Source organism: Paenibacillus sp. JGP012, assembly GCF_014203995.1.
In the GTDB taxonomy this organism is placed as follows: Bacteria; Bacillota; Bacilli; order Paenibacillales; family Paenibacillaceae; genus Paenibacillus; species Paenibacillus silvae.
Map to the genome: position 1 here is coordinate 353,331 of NZ_JACHKG010000001.1, position 16,363 is coordinate 369,693.

The following is a 16,363-nucleotide window of genomic DNA, read 5'->3' on the forward strand; positions in this document are numbered from 1 at the left end:
GTTTGGCAAGAAAAAGCCACTTTTTCGCTATGTGCAGCGAGAAAGTGGCTTTTGAAATAAAGGTGTACATTGATGTTTATTAATTCATGTTTATTATAGAGAACACTTGCCGAACCTCGATTAATCCGCAACCGTCGTTGTTCCGTAATTCGGACGAATCGGCTCCGGGAAATATCCGATCTGAACGGCATAGTCCAGCATAAGATTGATGAAACGATGGTCTGTTCTGGCACACGAAATTCCGGCCGGTTCAACATATGCAGTTGTTACCGGTGATGCATAGGCATATGCTGAATCCTTCGCTCCATCACCTTCAAGCTGCGCGATGGCAAGCTGTAAGGCTTCTGGCTCTTTAGGGATAGTGGCATCGAACAGCCAGCGGTTATAATCCTCAAACGGCATCGTCTCAACATGATAACCGGCTTGTTTGATCGCTTCAATCAGATCATCATAACGAATCGGCTCCGGATTACAGATGTGGAATACTCGTCCGGCTGTATCCTGACGTAAGGCCAGATGTACGATCGCTTCACTTGCATAATCAATCGGCGTGAAGTCCATCATCCAATCTGCAGCAGGCGCTTTACCCAGCATCAACATTGCTTTGATCATTCGGTAAATCGCATTGCTGTCGATGTTGGTCTGGAAACGACCGGTGAGAGAATGACATGTGAGATTGCCCGCACGATAGATGCTGACAGGCACACCTTCTTCTGCGGCAGTCATGAGCACTTTCTCGGCTTCGAGCTTGCTGTCCGAGTACAGGTTGTCTACATGCAGCTCAGCCGGGAAACGATCGTACTGCAGCGTGGATTCCCATTGCCCGCTAAGGGCCAGATCCTCCGGTATACCCATGGTCGATACGTGATGGAAGGAGGCTCCTTTTTTGTTGCGGATCAGATTCAGCAAGGCAACGGTACCTTCGACATTCGTTTTGGCAAACTGTGATGCTTCTCCGAAATGTCGTACGTCAGCTGCACAGTGAATGATGCGGTCAATGCGTGATTGAATGTAAGCTTGCTGTTCACCAGACAGCCCAAGGTTTTTTTCCTCCAGATTGCCTTCAACGATTTCCACACGATCTGTAAGCTGATCAGCCAGTTGTTTTCCGAAATAGCTTTGCATGACTTTGGTTAATCGCTGCATGGCTGTTGTTCCGTCACTTGCACGGCGAACGAGGGCATAGATGCGCGCCGAAGATTTGACAATCAGCTGCTGCAGCACGTGAGAGCCGAGATAACCCGTTGCACCAGTCACCAGCACATGCTCGGGTTTAACAATATCCGGGTACCCCAGTTGGGATGAGAGCTCGACCGGATGTTCGGAAAGCTGAGTCAGCACTCCGCTGCGGACAGAAGCCTGTGTATCCGTACGCTGATGGGATAACATTTCTATTCGATGGGCAAGTGCACGAATCGTTTTTTCAGCAAAGAAATCGGCAATTTTCAGCTGTGGATAATGCGGCTTCAGAATAACCAATACATGGATGACCCGCAGGGAGTCGCCGCCAATGCTGAAGAAGCTGTCCTCGATACCGAACTCGTCATGCTGCAGGATTTCTTTCCACGCATTGTACAGAATGATTTCCGTTTCTGTTTCGGGCATCACCCGGTCAGGCTGATCAAAATGACGTTCTGTATGCGGCATGGATACCATTGCTTTACGGTTGATTTTGCCTGTCGGTGCGATCGGCATCATATCCAGCTGACAGATCCATTTCGGTATGAAATACGATGGCAGTTTCTCTGCAAGCGCTGCTTTGATGTCAGCTGGCGAAACGGTGCTTCCATCTTTGGAGGTGAAATAACCGACCAGCATATTCTGACCATCTGCTTCCTTTTTCGGAATAACAGCCACATCCTGAATCTGCTCCAGTCGAGCCAAATGATCTTCAATCTCACCGATCTCAATCCGGTGACCACGAATTTTAAGCTGGGAGTCACTACGTCCGACATACTCCAGCAATCCTGTATCCAGTACCTTGGCAATGTCGCCGGATTTGTAAATCTTTTCTCCGATAGCAAAAGGATTATCAACAAATGATTGCTCGGTGCGCTCAGGCTGGTTCAGATAACCTTTGGCAAGGGCAGGCGTTGCGATGTATACTTCACCGGGAACACCTATCGGACAGAGCTGCTGCTCTTCATTGACGATATATACTTTGTAATTATGAATCGGTTTGCCGATGGGAATGTTAACGACATCTTCTGAAATCTGCTCACTGATCCGGTAAGTGGTCGTAGCTACTGTACATTCTGTAGGCCCGTAAACGTTAACGATATCAATCTGATTGCCAAATTTACGCTGGAATGCCCGAACCTGCTCGCCGTAAAGTGCTTCTCCGGCTACGGTAATAATGCGCACCTTTGCCAGCTTGTGAAAGCCTTCGTCAGACAGATAGGAAGCCAGCTGGTTAAAGAAAATCGTTGGCAAAATGGTGATAATGGTTGTTCCTGTGCGTTCAACTGCACTTGCAAACTCTTCGATGGACACACGTTCTTCCGCAGACAGCAGGTAGAGCTCCGCACCATAGAACAGGGCGCCGATCGTGTCCCACACGGATGCATCGAAGCTGTATGTGGCAAACTGGGTCAGAACGTCTCCGGGCTGAATGTCGCAGTCGCGCTGTACAACGCTGCCCAGATTGGTGACTCCCCGGTGGGCAATCAGCGCACCCTTAGGTTTGCCGGTTGAACCAGAGGTATAGATAATATAAGCGAGATCGTCCGGCTTGATATCCAGATTCGGATTGCTTGCTGCAAAGCCTGCAAGGCGACCGTCCACCGAGAGAATCTGGCGTACCGTCGAAATACCAGAGAATAATGCTGCAGCCTGCTCATAAGAAGCTTCTGTTGTCAGTACAAAAGATGAGGCCGTATCTTCAACAATGTAGCTGTTGCGTTCCTCTGGATGTTCAGGATCAATGGGTACATAAACACCGCCTGCCTTTAATATACCGAGCAATGAAATGATCGTTTCCAGGCTTCGATCCATAAAGATGCTTACAAATTCACCTTGCTGCAGTCCATTGGACATCAACACACGAGCAACCTGATTCGCCCGCTCGTTCAATTCCCGGTATGTATAACTCATTGAAGGAGAAGTTATCGCCGGGGAATCCGGGTACGCAGCCGCAGTTGCTTCGAACCACCCATGGATTGTTGGATGGACTGGCTCAAGCATTGATGTATCATTCATCTCGCGGTAGATCAAACGATCGGAAGGAGAAAGGATATCTACAGCCCCAATGGCTTTATTGTAGTCACGCAGCATTGCGAGAAGCAAAGTCTGGAAATATTCTGCATATCGCAGCACTGTAGATTCCTTTAACAGAGAGCAGTCGTAGAACATGTCAAGAATAATTTCATTATGATCATAACGAATGTTCCAGTTCATCACCTGAGGGGCCTGAGGCAGCTGAACACTATTCAGCATAAATAGTGTCTCAGGATACCCTCCGGTTTGCAGTGTATAATGAATTTTCAGCTGTTCTGTAATTTGTTCAAACAATTGATTAAACGTTGTTTTGCCCTGAAGCTGTAATGAAAGATAGGAAGCTGCCTGATCTGGCGCAAGTACCCCAATGGCAAGCTCCTGTTCTGCAGACAATCGGAATAACAAGGCCGCATAGGCTGAAAGGAATGCAGGATACACCATCTGTTCCCCAAACCTCTTTTGAAGTTCACGACTCAATGACGCTTGCAATGTAATATGAGTAGACTCATAAGAGAAAGTTTGCTGGCGGCGCCCATAATCCAGTGGAATCTGAAGAACGGGCAAGCCAGATTCCACTATGTTGGATGATGATTGGTTTTCAATCACTTCAGGTATCCTCCTTGGTTGAAACCGAGTGTTGGTTTATTTTTATTGTTGCTTGCTTACATGGAAATGAGAGATTAGCTCTTGCAGTTCTTCGGACATATCGTTCAATCGAGTAGAGGAATCTACCAGTGTAATTGAGGAAGCTTTCTGTTCATCAACAGATACTGAAATCTGTTCACTGCTTACTGCTGTTTTACTTACACTTGCGGACAAATCTTCAGCCGTTGCTGTCATCTCTTCTGTGCCTGCTGAAATTTCCTCTGTTGCACTTGATACTTCCTGAATTTGCTGTGAAACCTTTTTCGCTGCTTCGAGAATTTCGTCGAACAATTGACCTGTTTGATCTGCTACTGTGAGCCCTGTATCCACTTCCGAGGTGCCTTGCTCCATCGCACGAACGGCTTGTCTAATACCGGCTTGAATCTCTTGAATCAAAACACCAACTTGGCTGGTTGCCTGTTCCGATTGTTCAGCGAGCTTGCGTACTTCACCAGCAACTACCGCAAAACCTCGACCTTCTTCACCGACACGAGCAGCTTCAATGGAGGCATTAAGAGCAAGCAGGTTGGTTTGACTGGATATGCCCGAGATAATGTTCAGGATATCGCCGATTTCCTGAGAACGGCTTTCCAATACTTCAATTGCGGATGCTGTGTTTTTTACAGACTCAGTAATCAGATTCATTTGTTCGGAGACTTGTCGAACTACGCTGTTACCCTGTTGTGAGCGGCGTTCCATCTCATAAGCTTCATCCGCTACACTGGCGGAGCTGCTTGCAATGGTTTGAATAACGGTAGCCATCTCGGACATGGCACGAGCGCTGTCCCGCGTCGCTTGCTCCTGTGAACGGATGTTGGACGCAATCTGGGTTACGTTATGATTAATAGAGTCTGCGTTGTCACTGTTGCGTTCAGATACTTCATAGAGTTCCTTGGCGGACTGATTGACTTCCTGAGAAGTCACTTGCACTTTTACGATAGTGTCATTAATTTTGCGAACCATGACATTGAATTTCTCGTTAACGAGTCCCAGATCATCTTTGCCTGTCGGGATGTTGACATCAAGGTTGCCTTTGCTGACCTCGTCAATACCTTTAATCAGGTGACGAATCGGAGAAAGTGTGTTTTTAACAACCAGATATTGGATGATAAGGAACAAAAGCAAGAAAGCAACGAGAATAATCGTTCCATTTAACAGCAAGGAATTCAGACCAGCCGGCACCGCACTTGCATCGGCATCGACAGCGAAGTAAGCAAAAATTTTGCCATTGCTGTCCTTGATCGGGTAAGCGATCGTTGTCCATGTTCCAAAGTCATCTGAATAAAACGAGGTGAATGTTGGACGGTCTGTATTCAGCATTTCTTTGAGCGCATTGGCAACGACAACAGGCTGTTCGTACATGTCACCAATATTTACGTTATCACTCTGAAAAGCCTCTCTCAGGTTTGTTGGCATCGCGACAAGCGAGGTTAATCGTTTGTTATCGCCGCCAAGCTCAACACCAAAGATATAGGCTTGTGCAATGTTAGGATAATATTTTTGCATTTCATCGAAATAGGCTCTTAATTTTGTCTGTGCTTTACCATCATAGCTTTTTTCGGTAATTGCGGTCTGTACATCAACGGGATTAATATCTTCTGCCCACTTTTTCGTAATCTGTGCTACTTGTCCATGTAACTGATCGACCAGAATCGTTTTTTGGAAGTAATAACTGCTTGCAATCAAAGCTACACCAATGATGATAATGTTGGTAAATGAAAGCAATAGGTTTTTGGAGAAAAACGACATGTTTTTCCAGCTTAATGATTTCACTAAATTCCACTCCTGATCTCTATTAAAGTTAAATGTTTGTAAGCTATACTTCGAATCGAGCAAGCTATCTCATCTCGTCATCCCCTTCTGAAAATATGCGACAATGGTCTCGGTTTCCTGTTTGTGTATCAAGACTTATGTACCTCTTGAAACCATAGGTGTCTAATTATTAAAACACATCTCTATCTATTATGTCGTGTAAAATGTCGTTAAATTGAAGAGTATTGTTAAAAGTTTTTTAATTTTCTACGTATTTATGGACATATTTCTCGAAAAATAGGTATAAAGAACTGTTTATTGTAATCAATTGCCATTTTTTAGTTTCATTCTGTATTCTATAACATAGTGAGTAAAATTACACTATCAAACATCCAGAAATGAACACCTTGCTGCATCAGAAGCATGGATATACATTACATAAGGTTTTATCTATAATAACTACATATGGTTTTTTATAAATTGAGAGCAGGCGGGGGTTAAATGATGAATCTGAAACAAATTGCGGCAGAACATGCAGCATCATTCGTTGAAGATGGAATGAAGGTTGGTTTGGGCACAGGCTCAACTGCATATTATGCGATATGTCGAATCGGGGAACGCGTTCGGGAAGGATTGAACATTCAGGCGGTAGCTACCTCGGAGGCTTCAGACAAGCTTGCAAGGGAGTGGGGCATTCCGATTATTCCTTTTGATCAAATCGGGCGTCTGGACCTGACGATTGACGGAGCAGACGAGGTTGATCCGGATTTCAATCTGATCAAAGGCGGCGGTGGTGCTCTTTTGCGTGAGAAAATAGTGGCAGCAAACAGCGATAAACTGATTATTGTTGCTGATGGTAGCAAGGCTGTACAGAAGTTGGGTAAATTCCCGCTACCTGTTGAAGTCGTGCCTTTTGCCTCGGAATGGACTTTTCAGACGCTTGAAAAAATGGGATGTCAGCCGCAGTGGAGAATGGACGGGCAAGAACGGTACTTTACCGATAACGGCAATCTGATTGCAGACTGTCATCTGGGCACAATTGAGCATGCAGCAGAATTGAATGTGCAGCTTAATATGCTCCCTGGTGTTGTAGACAACGGATTATTTGTGGATATGGCAAACCTAGTTATTATCGCGAAAGAGGATGGCACGATCGATGAGCTTCACCGTCCGTGATCATTAAAGAAAAAGGGTCTGTGAACATTGAAATAGGAAGAGGGCCTGTGAACCTAGAATGGGAAGAGGGTGAGTATAATCACGAGAACTGAACCGATACTTAGACAAGATGAGCTTGTCCTCCGATGCGTGGAGCCGCGAGATCTGGCTGAACTCTATGAACTGATCTATGGGGAGGACGAGCCTGAATGGAAACGATGGGATGCGCCTTATTATCCGCTGGAGCGTGTGAGTTACGAGCGTTTTGAGCAGAATACGTTCAAACGCATGAGAGCGGATCACGAGGAAGCACACCCCGCATCTATTCGGGTTATTGAAGCGGACGGAGAGATCATTGGCATGATCAGCTATTATATAGAAGATTCGTCATCCATGTGGCTTGAGATAGGAATTGTGATCTACAAACCCTTAAGATGGGCCCGTGGCATTGGTACGAGAGCTCTTCAAATGTGGTCAGGTTATTTGTTCGAACAAATGCCTATAGTCCGGGTTGGACTAACGACCTGGTCGGGCAACGAGCGAATGATGCGGGCTGCTGCCAAGGTTGGATTTCAGATTGAGGCACGTCTGCGGAAGTGCCGGATTGTACTTGGAGAGTATTATGATTCTATTCGAATGGGAATGCTTCGTGAGGAATGGGAGCAGATGTATGCCATAAGGGCGGACAGAAATGTAAACAACTGATGGAGGATTATAGAAATGCTGAACACGGAGGATAACCGGGACCTGTCATTGCAATTATTCGTTGTACTTATTCGAGCTTATAATTCGGTGACATCACGCTCCAATCGGGACATCCAGAGCCATGGACTGAATTCAACAGAGTTTGGTGTACTTGATCTGTTGTATCATAAAGGACCACAAGCTTTGCAGAAGATTGGTGAGAAGGTGCTGATGTCCAGTGGAAATATAACGTATGTTGTCGATAAGCTGCAAAATAAAAATCTGCTGTTTCGCAGACCTTCCAAGGAAGACCGGCGGGTGATATACGCTGAGCTGACGGAAGAAGGCAAACAGTTGTTTACAGAAATCTTTCCACAGCATCATCAAGTGATTATTGATATCCTGGATGGACTTGAAGCTTCCGAGAAGGTGGAAGCGATACGTCTGCTGAAAAAACTCGGACTTGCTGCAGAAGGCAAAACGGACCTGCGTTCATAACGTAGATCCGTTTTTTTTGTGTCCATAAATGGACTCTGATCCTAACTATGTGACTTGCGTACAGATACATAATATAGGAAGATTGAAATTCGAAAGAATATGAACTCTTGTTCGTGTATAATAGAATAGTTAAATTGCGTGATTTAGTTCGATTTTTTATTATAACTCAATAATAGAGGAAGTAGAGTTCATACAGCTGCAGGATGAAGACAGGGGAGGAATGTGTCTATGAGTCATCGGGAAGCTGGAGAGCGTTTACTTCAAAATGCAGGAACCTTGGCTGAGAAAATTACCGAAAAGCAATATCGGCTACAGCCTGATTTAATGGAACGTTTCGGTCCAATCGGAAAAATACGAACAAAGGAAGACTCACGGTACAGCCTGAGTTATTTGGCAGAAAGTGTGCTTGTGAAGAGTCCAAGTTTATTTATTCACTATATATCCTGGTTAAAGGTGCTGCTTGCTGGTTATCGGGTATCTGCCGAAGATCTGGAAGTGAACCTGCAGCTGATTAAAGAGTCATTAGAAGAAGAGTTCGAACATCCTTATCTTGAATTTCTTCTGGAGTACCTTGAAATGGGCATTGAAGCGACCTGTCAGCCGGAATCGCAGAGTAGCTTTATTCATGCCTCCTTGCCCTATGGACTGGAGGCTCAGGCTTATGTACAGCATCTGCTTCATAATCGTCGAAAGGAAGCTTTTGAACTGATCGAATCAGAACTGGATGCTGGTGCATCGATTCGTGACATGTATCGCTACATTTTTCAGCCAGCGCAGTACGAGATCGGTCGATTGTGGCAGCAGAGCGAGATTAGTGTGGGCCAGGAGCATTTTTGCACAGCAGCAACACAATCGTTTATTTCAAGATTATATTCCAGATGGCTGCTTCAGCCTAATCAGGAGAAAAGGCTGGTTGCTGCCTGTGTCGGAAGTGAGCAGCACGAGATTGGATTACGCATGCTTACAGATGTATTTGAGATGGAGGGCTGGGATACGCATTATCTCGGTGCAAATGTTCCGAATGCAAGTATTGTGGAGGCCATTGGTCGGCATAAAAGTGATGTAGTGGCAATCTCCGTTACGATGACTTATCATCTTCATCTGGCTAAAGATTTAATTCATCGCATTCGAAGCCATGCAGAAACGGCACATGTCAAAATAATGGTAGGCGGTTACCCGTTTAATATAGACAAGGATTTATGGCGGGCAGTCGGCGCGGATGGTTATGCACCGGGAGCGGAGGAGGCTGTCGCTGTTGCGGAGCATTTACTTATTCATCCGGTATCGCTTGACAATGTAAGTGCGGCAAGTGAAGCAGGAAAGGGATGAAGTGATGTCTAATGACAATGAAGAGATACAGAGACTGCGTCAAACGGTTGAGCAGTTGTCAGACCGGATGATTCGCAGCAAAGAGCAGGAGGAGCGCACGCTCTCTGCGTTTTCGGAAATGAATAACGAATTGGTCACGCTCCAGCGGAGACTTGCCAAGAACAATGTGAGCCTGGAGTCGGCACGGCAGCAGGCAGTAGAATCGGACGAGTCAAAAAGTGCTTTTATGGCGGTTGTCAGTCACGATTTTCGCACACCGTTGAATGGCATATTGGGAATGGCGGAATTGTTAGCCCTGTCTCCCTTGTCCGAGGAACAGAAAAATTCAGTCACTGTTATCCAGGAAGCAGCGAAGCTGCTGCTCAAATTAATTCAGGACCTTCTGGATCTATCGAAGCTTGAGGCGGGGCAGATGCGGCTTGAACAGGGCGAAGTCAACCTTCAGGCGATATTGGACCAGATTGCGCAGCTGCTTCGGCCGCAAATCGAGAAGACAGGAAATCGGTTGTTGATTGATTTTGATGCTGAAGTGGCGTCTGTACTGCAAGGGGATTCGACAAGAATAACCCAGGTGCTGATTAATCTGATCCAGAATGCAAACAAATTTACGACGGATGGCTTGGTAGAAGTGCGTGTGAAACGATTGAAGCATCAAGCCCATCATGCACAGCTTATACGATTTGAGGTGCAAGACACCGGGATAGGTATTCCAGAAGCAGATCAGGCCCGTCTCTTTGAGCCTTATGTGCAGACGGAGCAGGGGCGTGCGAAAAAGTATGAGGGTACAGGGCTTGGCTTGTCTATATGTAAATCACTGGTTACCCTGATGAACGGGCAGATCGGCATCAAGAGTAAGGAAGGGCAGGGCTCCACCTTCTGGTTTGAAATAGAGCTGGGTGTACAGGCGGATCAAGGCGATGAATCCGTGCAGCAAGCTGCGGGAGATGATTCACCGGTTCATTCAGCTGGCCCGGGTCATGATGATAGCTGTGCTCCTAAAACAGATGTTCATGAAGCAACCAAGAAGTCCGCGCTTGCCTTGCCTATACTGCTCGCTGATGATAATGCAATTAACCGCCAGCTTGTGCAGTTACAATTAAAGAAGCTAGGATATACGGAAGTGGAATGTGTATCCAACGGGCAGGAAGCGCTAGATGCGTTTCGTCATAAAACATACAGCCTGATTCTGATGGATAGCATGATGCCTGTTATGGACGGAATCGAAGCTGCCCGCCAGATTCGAATCATCGAGCAGAATGAAATGCGTGAACCGACACCGATCATTGCAATGACAGGTAATGTGATGAAAAGTGAGCAGGAACGATGTTACGAGGCCGGGATGAATGATTTTATAGGTAAACCATGTACCCTGGATGTGCTTGGAGTTGCTATCCGAAAATGGCACTCGGCGTCCAAGCCGGTTGAGATATTGAATATGAACGTTGTTCGTGAAATTGCCGCCTTGAATACGGACGGGAACGAAACGCTGCTTAGCATGCTGCTGGAGATGTACCGTGCGGAGACGCCCGGCAAGATTGAAGACCTGCGCAGACATGTGGTTTCTGCGGATCATACAGCGGCAGTCGAGACAGCACATGACTTGAAATCAGGCAGCCTGAGTCTTGGCATCAGCTATCTTTCAAACCTGTTTAGTCAGATAGAAGAACATGCCAAAAAAGAGCAGACACATCTGGCAGAGCCGCTGCTGGACAAGCTTCTTCCGGCGTATCAGGCGGCATGTGAAGCACTTCGACAGGCTAACACCGACTAAGGCGTGTCTTGAAGCCCTCTGAAGTGCATCCAGGTATCTATCAAGAAGTGAAGAAACACATGATTCTTTATTTCGCTTTCTGGTGAACGTTACTGTGAACGTCTAAATCGATTTGCAGGAGGTACCGGAATGGGAAAACAACAATTTGAGGCTGCTCGTCAGGCTGAAGCGGGGTATCATTCCAACTTCTATAAAAACAATGAATTGTTTGAAGACGGAACATGGATGTCCAGACCGATGCCCCTAGTTATGGAAATGCTGGAACGGCTGCTTGTTCACAAAAAAGAACTGTGTGTACTTGATTTGGGATGCGGTGTGGGCAGACACACAATACCGATCGCACAGCGTCTGACAGAAACCAAAAGTCAAGTCATTGGTGTAGATCTGCTGGATGAAGCGGTGAACGGACTTAACAAGTATGCGAAGCAGTATGAGGTGAATCACATCGTTCGGGCAGAAAAAGCAGATGTTGAGCATTATCAGGTTCAGCCGAATGCTTTTGATTTTATTGCAGCTTGTTCATGTCTGGAGCATACCTCCAGCAAAAAAGCTTTGCTTGAAACGGTGGAGCGATTAAAAGCGGGAACTCGGCTCGGAGGCATTCATTGTATAACGATGAGCACCAGCGTAGAGGAAAAGGAAATTCAAACAGGCCGTCAGATCGAGCCGTTGATCGAATTAAATCTGTCCACATCCGAAGCCATCACATTGCTGGAACAGGCATACAAGGGGTGGAACATCCTTTTTCAAGAGCATGTTACCCAGACGATTCAAGAAGAAAAGTATGATGAACCCACGGAGTTTCGCTGTGAGCTGCTTCGGTTTGCTGTGCAGAAGGATTAATCGACTCGTCTTGAACTTTGCAAAAATAAAGTCTACAATACGATAACGGGTTTGAGCATTTCTTTGCGATTGCAGAGCTGAATAAGTCTTTTGGAGGAATTGTTTTGTTGAAAAATTTGAAGCCTCGTTTGAAGGAGCTGGAAGTTCAGGAGTTGTTATCCTACTCTGTCTTTCCAGACCCGGATCAGGTGAACCAAGCGATACAGGAGTACGAGACACAGGAGACATTGTTTCTGTCTGGTTATGAAGACGAGGAGCAACTGGTCGGTCTTATTGGATATGAGCACACCGGGCCAAGCGAAATTACAATTCGCCATATAGCCGTGCTGCCGGAGAATCGGTTCAAAAATTATGGTCGCGGAATGATCTCACAGCTGCTTGCCGCCCATAATCCCGATACGTTGATCGCAGAAACGGACCATGAAGCGGTTGAGTTTTACCGTAACAGCGGATTTATCGTATACAGCCTTGGTGAGTTATATCCTGGTGTGGAGAGATTCCGCTGTGTATTAGAGAAAGAAGATGAGCAGGACGAGTAGTGCGTGCATAGAAGTGACCATTTTAAAGTCATGAGAAGCTGCACTCACATACTCCTATACTTGGATACAACCGACAGGATGTCGGACTTGGCAAATGGGCTGAGTCAGATGTCCTGTTTTTTTTGATTTCAAAAATAGGATAAAAGTATTGCTTTATAACATAGTTTCATTATAGAATAGTTTTGTTGATGAATAGTTCGTTATGTGAACTAATTTGGAGGGGAGGATATCCATGAGCGCCACAGATGCAAAAAGTTTGGTCAATCGATATTTGGACGCCTGGTTTTTGGTGACAAAGCGATTTGATACTCAGATACGGGAAAAGGTAGGTCAGACGGTCACGAAGGATCAGTTCAGTGCACTGCGTCTCATTCATGAGAAGCCTGCATGTACCCCATCGGATCTGGCTGAGCTTCTATGTGTAGGCAAGAGCAGCATCACGGCTCTGGTGAACAAGCTGGCTGACCGAAGTCTGGTGCATCGTACAGGTGACGAGCGTGACCGTCGCGTCATCTATCTCACCTTGACCGATATGGGACTGCAGATCTACAGGGAAACCGAGCTGGAGATTCAGAACGTCCTGGAGCCTTACTTGAAGCATTTTACGCCAGAAGCGGTCCAGAATTTTATTGAATCATTTGAGAAGCTGGCAGCGCTGCTAACACAAGAAGAAGGGCTGGAAGAACAATGAGAGCGATTTTGAAAGGACGCTGGTGGATCATGGGGCTGTGGATTGTCGCAGCTGCTGTGTTAATGTTCACCGCGCCAAATATGAGTGAGTTAATTCGTGAGAAGGGGCAGTTTTCCGTCCCGGAAGGCTATTCTTCCACCAATGCTGCGGCGATTCTGGAAGAAGCCGCGGCTCAAAAAGGAGAACAGAAGGGCACGGCCATTGCGTTAGTATTTCATAATCCGGATGGACTCGGAGCAGCAGGCAAGCAGGAGGCAGAGAAGGCGATCAAGCAGCTTGAGGCCGATAAGCAGAAGCTGGGCATCGTGTCTATTGTAGAGCCATTTTCTCAGCCTGAACTGGCAGACAAGATGATCTCGGAGGATGGCAAAACCATTCTGACATCTCTCTCCATCGAGATTGGTGACCGTACCGTCAAGGAAATGCGTCAGGATCTGAATGACGCTATGAAATCAGTCCCGGTTGAACATTATTTTACAGGTAAAAATTTGATTGACGAAGATACGATCGAGAGCTCCCAGGAAGGACTTAAGAAATCGGAATACATTACTGTTATCTTCATTTTACTTATTCTTTTCATTGTATTCCGCTCGTTTGTCGCTCCATTTGTACCGCTTCTGACGGTGGGCATCAGTTACATCGTATCCCAGCAGATTGTAGCGTTCCTGGTTGACGGAGTGGACTTTCCGATCTCCACGTTCACACAGATCTTCATGGTTGCGGTTATGTTCGGGATAGGTACGGATTATTGTATCCTGTTGATCAGCCGTTTCAAGGAAGAACTGGTGCATCATGAGAACACATGGGATGCTATTATTGCTACATATCGTACAGCGGGTAAAACCGTATTTTTCTCGGCGCTCGCGGTATTGGTTGGATTTGTGGCCATCGGCTTTGCACAGTTTATGCTGTATCGATCTGCGGTGGCCGTAGCTGTCGGTATAGCTGTGATGATGCTTGCACTTGTCACCATTGTTCCATTTTTTATGGCCGTGCTTGGAAGAAAGCTATTCTGGCCATCGAAAGGCTCACTTGAGCATGCGGAGAGCGGAATCTATAGTGCAGCCGGGAAATTCTCGCTTAAACGTCCGTGGGCAGCCCTGCTGATTGTTGCGGCGGTTTCTGTGCCCCTGCTGGTGACTTATAATGGAAAATTGTCATTTAACAGTCTCGATGAGATCGGTGACAAATATGATTCAGTTAAAGCCTTTAACATTATTTCAGACAGCTTTGGTCCAGGTGAATCCCTGCCGGGGCAAATTGTCATTCAGAATGACGAGCCGATGGACAATGTGAAGTATATGGCTGTAGCTGAGAAAATTAGTCGTGAAGTAGAAAAGGTTCCTGGTGTTGCAGGTGTACGCAGTGTAACACGTCCAACCGGGGATGAGATCAAGGATTTTGAAGTTACGAAACAGGTGGGCACTCTCTCTGATGGTCTGGGCGAAGGCAAGACGGGTCTGGACAAAATCAGCGATGGTCTTAGCAAAGCAAGCAATGAATTGAGCAAAAATGAACCTCAGCTCAAAGAAGCGGCTAATGGAGCCGGAGAGCTGACCAAGGGAACAAGCCAGCTGCAATCCGGTATTACACAGCTTAGCGATGGGCTGAAGCGGATTGAAAAAGGTATCCGCGACGGTTCATCTGGTGCTGGCGATCTGAAGGCGGGTCTTCAGCAAGCCAAATCCAGTGCAGAGCAGCTTGCGAAAGCGAATGATCAGCTGCTGCAAGCCTATCGTCAAGCGGGAGCCGGTGTAGCTGCGCTGGGCGACGGCACGAAGGAACTGGAGCAGCAGCTGACTGGAGTGTCAACAGCTCTGACAAGTCTGACACAATCTTTTGCTGCGCTTGAGGAGCGTTACCCTGAGCTGCAGCAGGATGCTGACTACCAACGAATTAAAGGTACGATTGGTCAGACAGGTACAGGTACAGCGCAGCTTGCGCAGGGACTGTCCCAGATTCAAACCAATCTGAGTGCAGCTGCAGCCGGAATTAATCAAGCGAATGAAGGTTTTGCTTCTGCCGCAGCTGGACAAAAGGCGCTGGCTGATGGTCTGGGTCAGATCGTTGCAGGCATTGGACAATTGCAGTCTGGATTGAAGCAGGCTGCGGACGGTCAAGGTAAAGTGATCAAGGAGATTCCTTCTATTCAAAATGGTCTGGGTCAGCTGCAGGGAGGACAGGAGAAGATCCAGCAGGGATTCTCCGATCTGAGCGGTCAACTGACACAGCTTACAGATGGCCTGAACCAAAGCGTAGACGGAATTAAAAAAGTGGCAGGAGGTCTGGATTCTGCACAGGATTATTTGACAGAATTGCAGAACTCGCCGGATTCCGATCTTGCAGGCTGGTATGTTCCGGCAGAAGCACTGCATAACAAGGACTTCCAGAAGGTCTTTGATACGTATCTGTCCAAGGATCGCAAGACAATGACACTGGATGTTATTTTTGCAGAAAATCCGTATGGTACGGAAGCGATTGATCGTGTGCAGGATATTGAAGCAGCAGTGCAGCGTGCGGTTCAAGGCAGTGCGCTTGAAAAGGCTGACGTAGCTATTGGTGGTGTAACCAGTACGTTTGCCGACTTGCAATCCATCTCGAACAAGGATTATATTCGCACAGTGATGTTGATGCTGGCAGGAACCTTTATTATTCTGGTTATACTGCTTCGCTCTGTAATTATGCCGATTTATCTCATTATTTCTTTGCTTCTTGCGTATTTCACATCGATGGCACTCACAGAAGTTGTCTTCGTGAATATTATGGGCTACGCTGGAATCAGCTGGGTGACTCCGTTCTTCGGATTCGTCATGCTGATCGCACTTGGTGTGGATTACAGCATCTTCCTCATGGATCGTTTTAATGAAAACAAAGGCATGAGAGCCCAGGATGCGATATTACACGCCATGAAAAATATGGGGACCGTTATTCTCTCCGCAGCGGTAATTCTAAGCGGAACATTCGCCGCGATGTATCCATCAGGAGTGCTTTCGATGATGCAGATTGCTACCGTTGTACTGAGCGGGCTGGTTCTGTACTCGTTATTGTTCCTGCCATTCTTCGTACCTGTCATGGTGAAGATGTTCGGGCGAGCAAACTGGTGGCCGTTTCCGAACAAGGAACAAGCCGACTCTGCGGATTCCAATCGTTCTGTAGGCATGTAATATACCGAGCAAATAATGCAGTCATCAATGATGTTTAAGGAGGCTCTGCCGTATACCGCGGCAGAGCCTTTTTCTT

Annotated in this window: 11 protein-coding genes; 9 read left to right on the forward strand and 2 right to left on the reverse strand. The window is 46.6% G+C overall.

Annotation, left to right across the window (positions count from 1 at the left end; all coding sequences use genetic code 11):
• Nucleotides 1–120: 120 nt before the first annotated feature.
• Together HNR77_RS01575 and HNR77_RS01580 are read right to left on the reverse strand one after the other, a co-directional pair.
• The gene (locus HNR77_RS01575) at nt 121–3,822 is read right to left on the reverse strand and encodes a non-ribosomal peptide synthetase family protein (RefSeq protein WP_184180096.1); all 3,702 of its coding nucleotides are present in this window, start codon (nt 3,820–3,822) and stop codon (nt 121–123) included.
• A gap of 42 nt (nt 3,823–3,864) precedes the next feature.
• Nucleotides 3,865–5,610 (reverse strand): methyl-accepting chemotaxis protein, encoded by a 1,746-nt coding sequence (locus tag HNR77_RS01580; protein WP_184180461.1) that lies wholly within the window; start codon nt 5,608–5,610, stop codon nt 3,865–3,867.
• A 507-nt stretch (nt 5,611–6,117) separates the two neighbouring features.
• On the opposite strand from HNR77_RS01580, the gene rpiA reads away from it, so the two are divergent.
• From rpiA to HNR77_RS01625, 9 genes are all read left to right on the forward strand, one after another.
• Nucleotides 6,118–6,789: a ribose-5-phosphate isomerase RpiA gene (gene rpiA / locus HNR77_RS01585; protein ID WP_184180099.1), complete on the forward strand. Its 672-nt coding sequence runs from the start codon at nt 6,118–6,120 to the stop codon at nt 6,787–6,789.
• A gap of 69 nt (nt 6,790–6,858) precedes the next feature.
• Nucleotides 6,859–7,473: a GNAT family N-acetyltransferase gene (locus HNR77_RS01590; RefSeq protein WP_397365905.1), complete on the forward strand. Its 615-nt coding sequence runs from the start codon at nt 6,859–6,861 to the stop codon at nt 7,471–7,473.
• 15 nt (nt 7,474–7,488) lie between these two features.
• Entirely contained in the window at nt 7,489–7,950 is a 462-nt protein-coding gene (locus HNR77_RS01595) for a MarR family winged helix-turn-helix transcriptional regulator (protein ID WP_184180102.1), read from the forward strand.
• 228 nt (nt 7,951–8,178) lie between these two features.
• A complete protein-coding gene (locus HNR77_RS01600; protein ID WP_184180105.1) occupies nt 8,179–9,279 on the forward strand; it encodes a cobalamin B12-binding domain-containing protein in 1,101 nt (366 codons plus the stop codon).
• Nucleotides 9,280–9,283: 4 nt separating this feature from the next.
• Entirely contained in the window at nt 9,284–11,050 is a 1,767-nt protein-coding gene (locus HNR77_RS01605; RefSeq protein ID WP_184180108.1) for an ATP-binding protein, read from the forward strand.
• A gap of 129 nt (nt 11,051–11,179) precedes the next feature.
• Nucleotides 11,180–11,893 (forward strand): class I SAM-dependent methyltransferase, encoded by a 714-nt coding sequence (locus HNR77_RS01610; protein ID WP_184180111.1) that lies wholly within the window; start codon nt 11,180–11,182, stop codon nt 11,891–11,893.
• Between the two features lie 107 nt (nt 11,894–12,000).
• On the forward strand, nt 12,001–12,432 hold the full coding sequence (locus HNR77_RS01615) for a GNAT family N-acetyltransferase (RefSeq protein ID WP_311768554.1): 432 nt from the start codon (nt 12,001–12,003) through the stop codon (nt 12,430–12,432).
• Between the two features lie 232 nt (nt 12,433–12,664).
• Entirely contained in the window at nt 12,665–13,123 is a 459-nt protein-coding gene (locus HNR77_RS01620; protein WP_184180114.1) for a MarR family winged helix-turn-helix transcriptional regulator, read from the forward strand.
• Nucleotides 13,120–16,287: an MMPL family transporter gene (locus tag HNR77_RS01625; protein ID WP_184180117.1), complete on the forward strand. Its 3,168-nt coding sequence runs from the start codon at nt 13,120–13,122 to the stop codon at nt 16,285–16,287. The genes HNR77_RS01620 and HNR77_RS01625 overlap by 4 nt, the downstream gene beginning before the upstream one ends.
• The last annotated feature ends 76 nt before the right edge of the window (nt 16,288–16,363 follow it).

Coding starts and splice junctions, on each gene's coding strand:
- HNR77_RS01580 (WP_184180461.1), bottom strand. CDS start 5,610: ATGTCGTTTTTCTCCAAAAACCTATTGCTTTCATTTACCAACATTATC.
- rpiA (WP_184180099.1), top strand. CDS start 6,118: ATGAATCTGAAACAAATTGCGGCAGAACATGCAGCATCATTCGTTGAA.
- HNR77_RS01595 (WP_184180102.1), top strand. CDS start 7,489: ATGCTGAACACGGAGGATAACCGGGACCTGTCATTGCAATTATTCGTT.
- HNR77_RS01600 (WP_184180105.1), top strand. CDS start 8,179: ATGAGTCATCGGGAAGCTGGAGAGCGTTTACTTCAAAATGCAGGAACC.
- HNR77_RS01605 (WP_184180108.1), top strand. CDS start 9,284: ATGTCTAATGACAATGAAGAGATACAGAGACTGCGTCAAACGGTTGAG.
- HNR77_RS01610 (WP_184180111.1), top strand. CDS start 11,180: ATGGGAAAACAACAATTTGAGGCTGCTCGTCAGGCTGAAGCGGGGTAT.
- HNR77_RS01620 (WP_184180114.1), top strand. CDS start 12,665: ATGAGCGCCACAGATGCAAAAAGTTTGGTCAATCGATATTTGGACGCC.
- HNR77_RS01625 (WP_184180117.1), top strand. CDS start 13,120: ATGAGAGCGATTTTGAAAGGACGCTGGTGGATCATGGGGCTGTGGATT.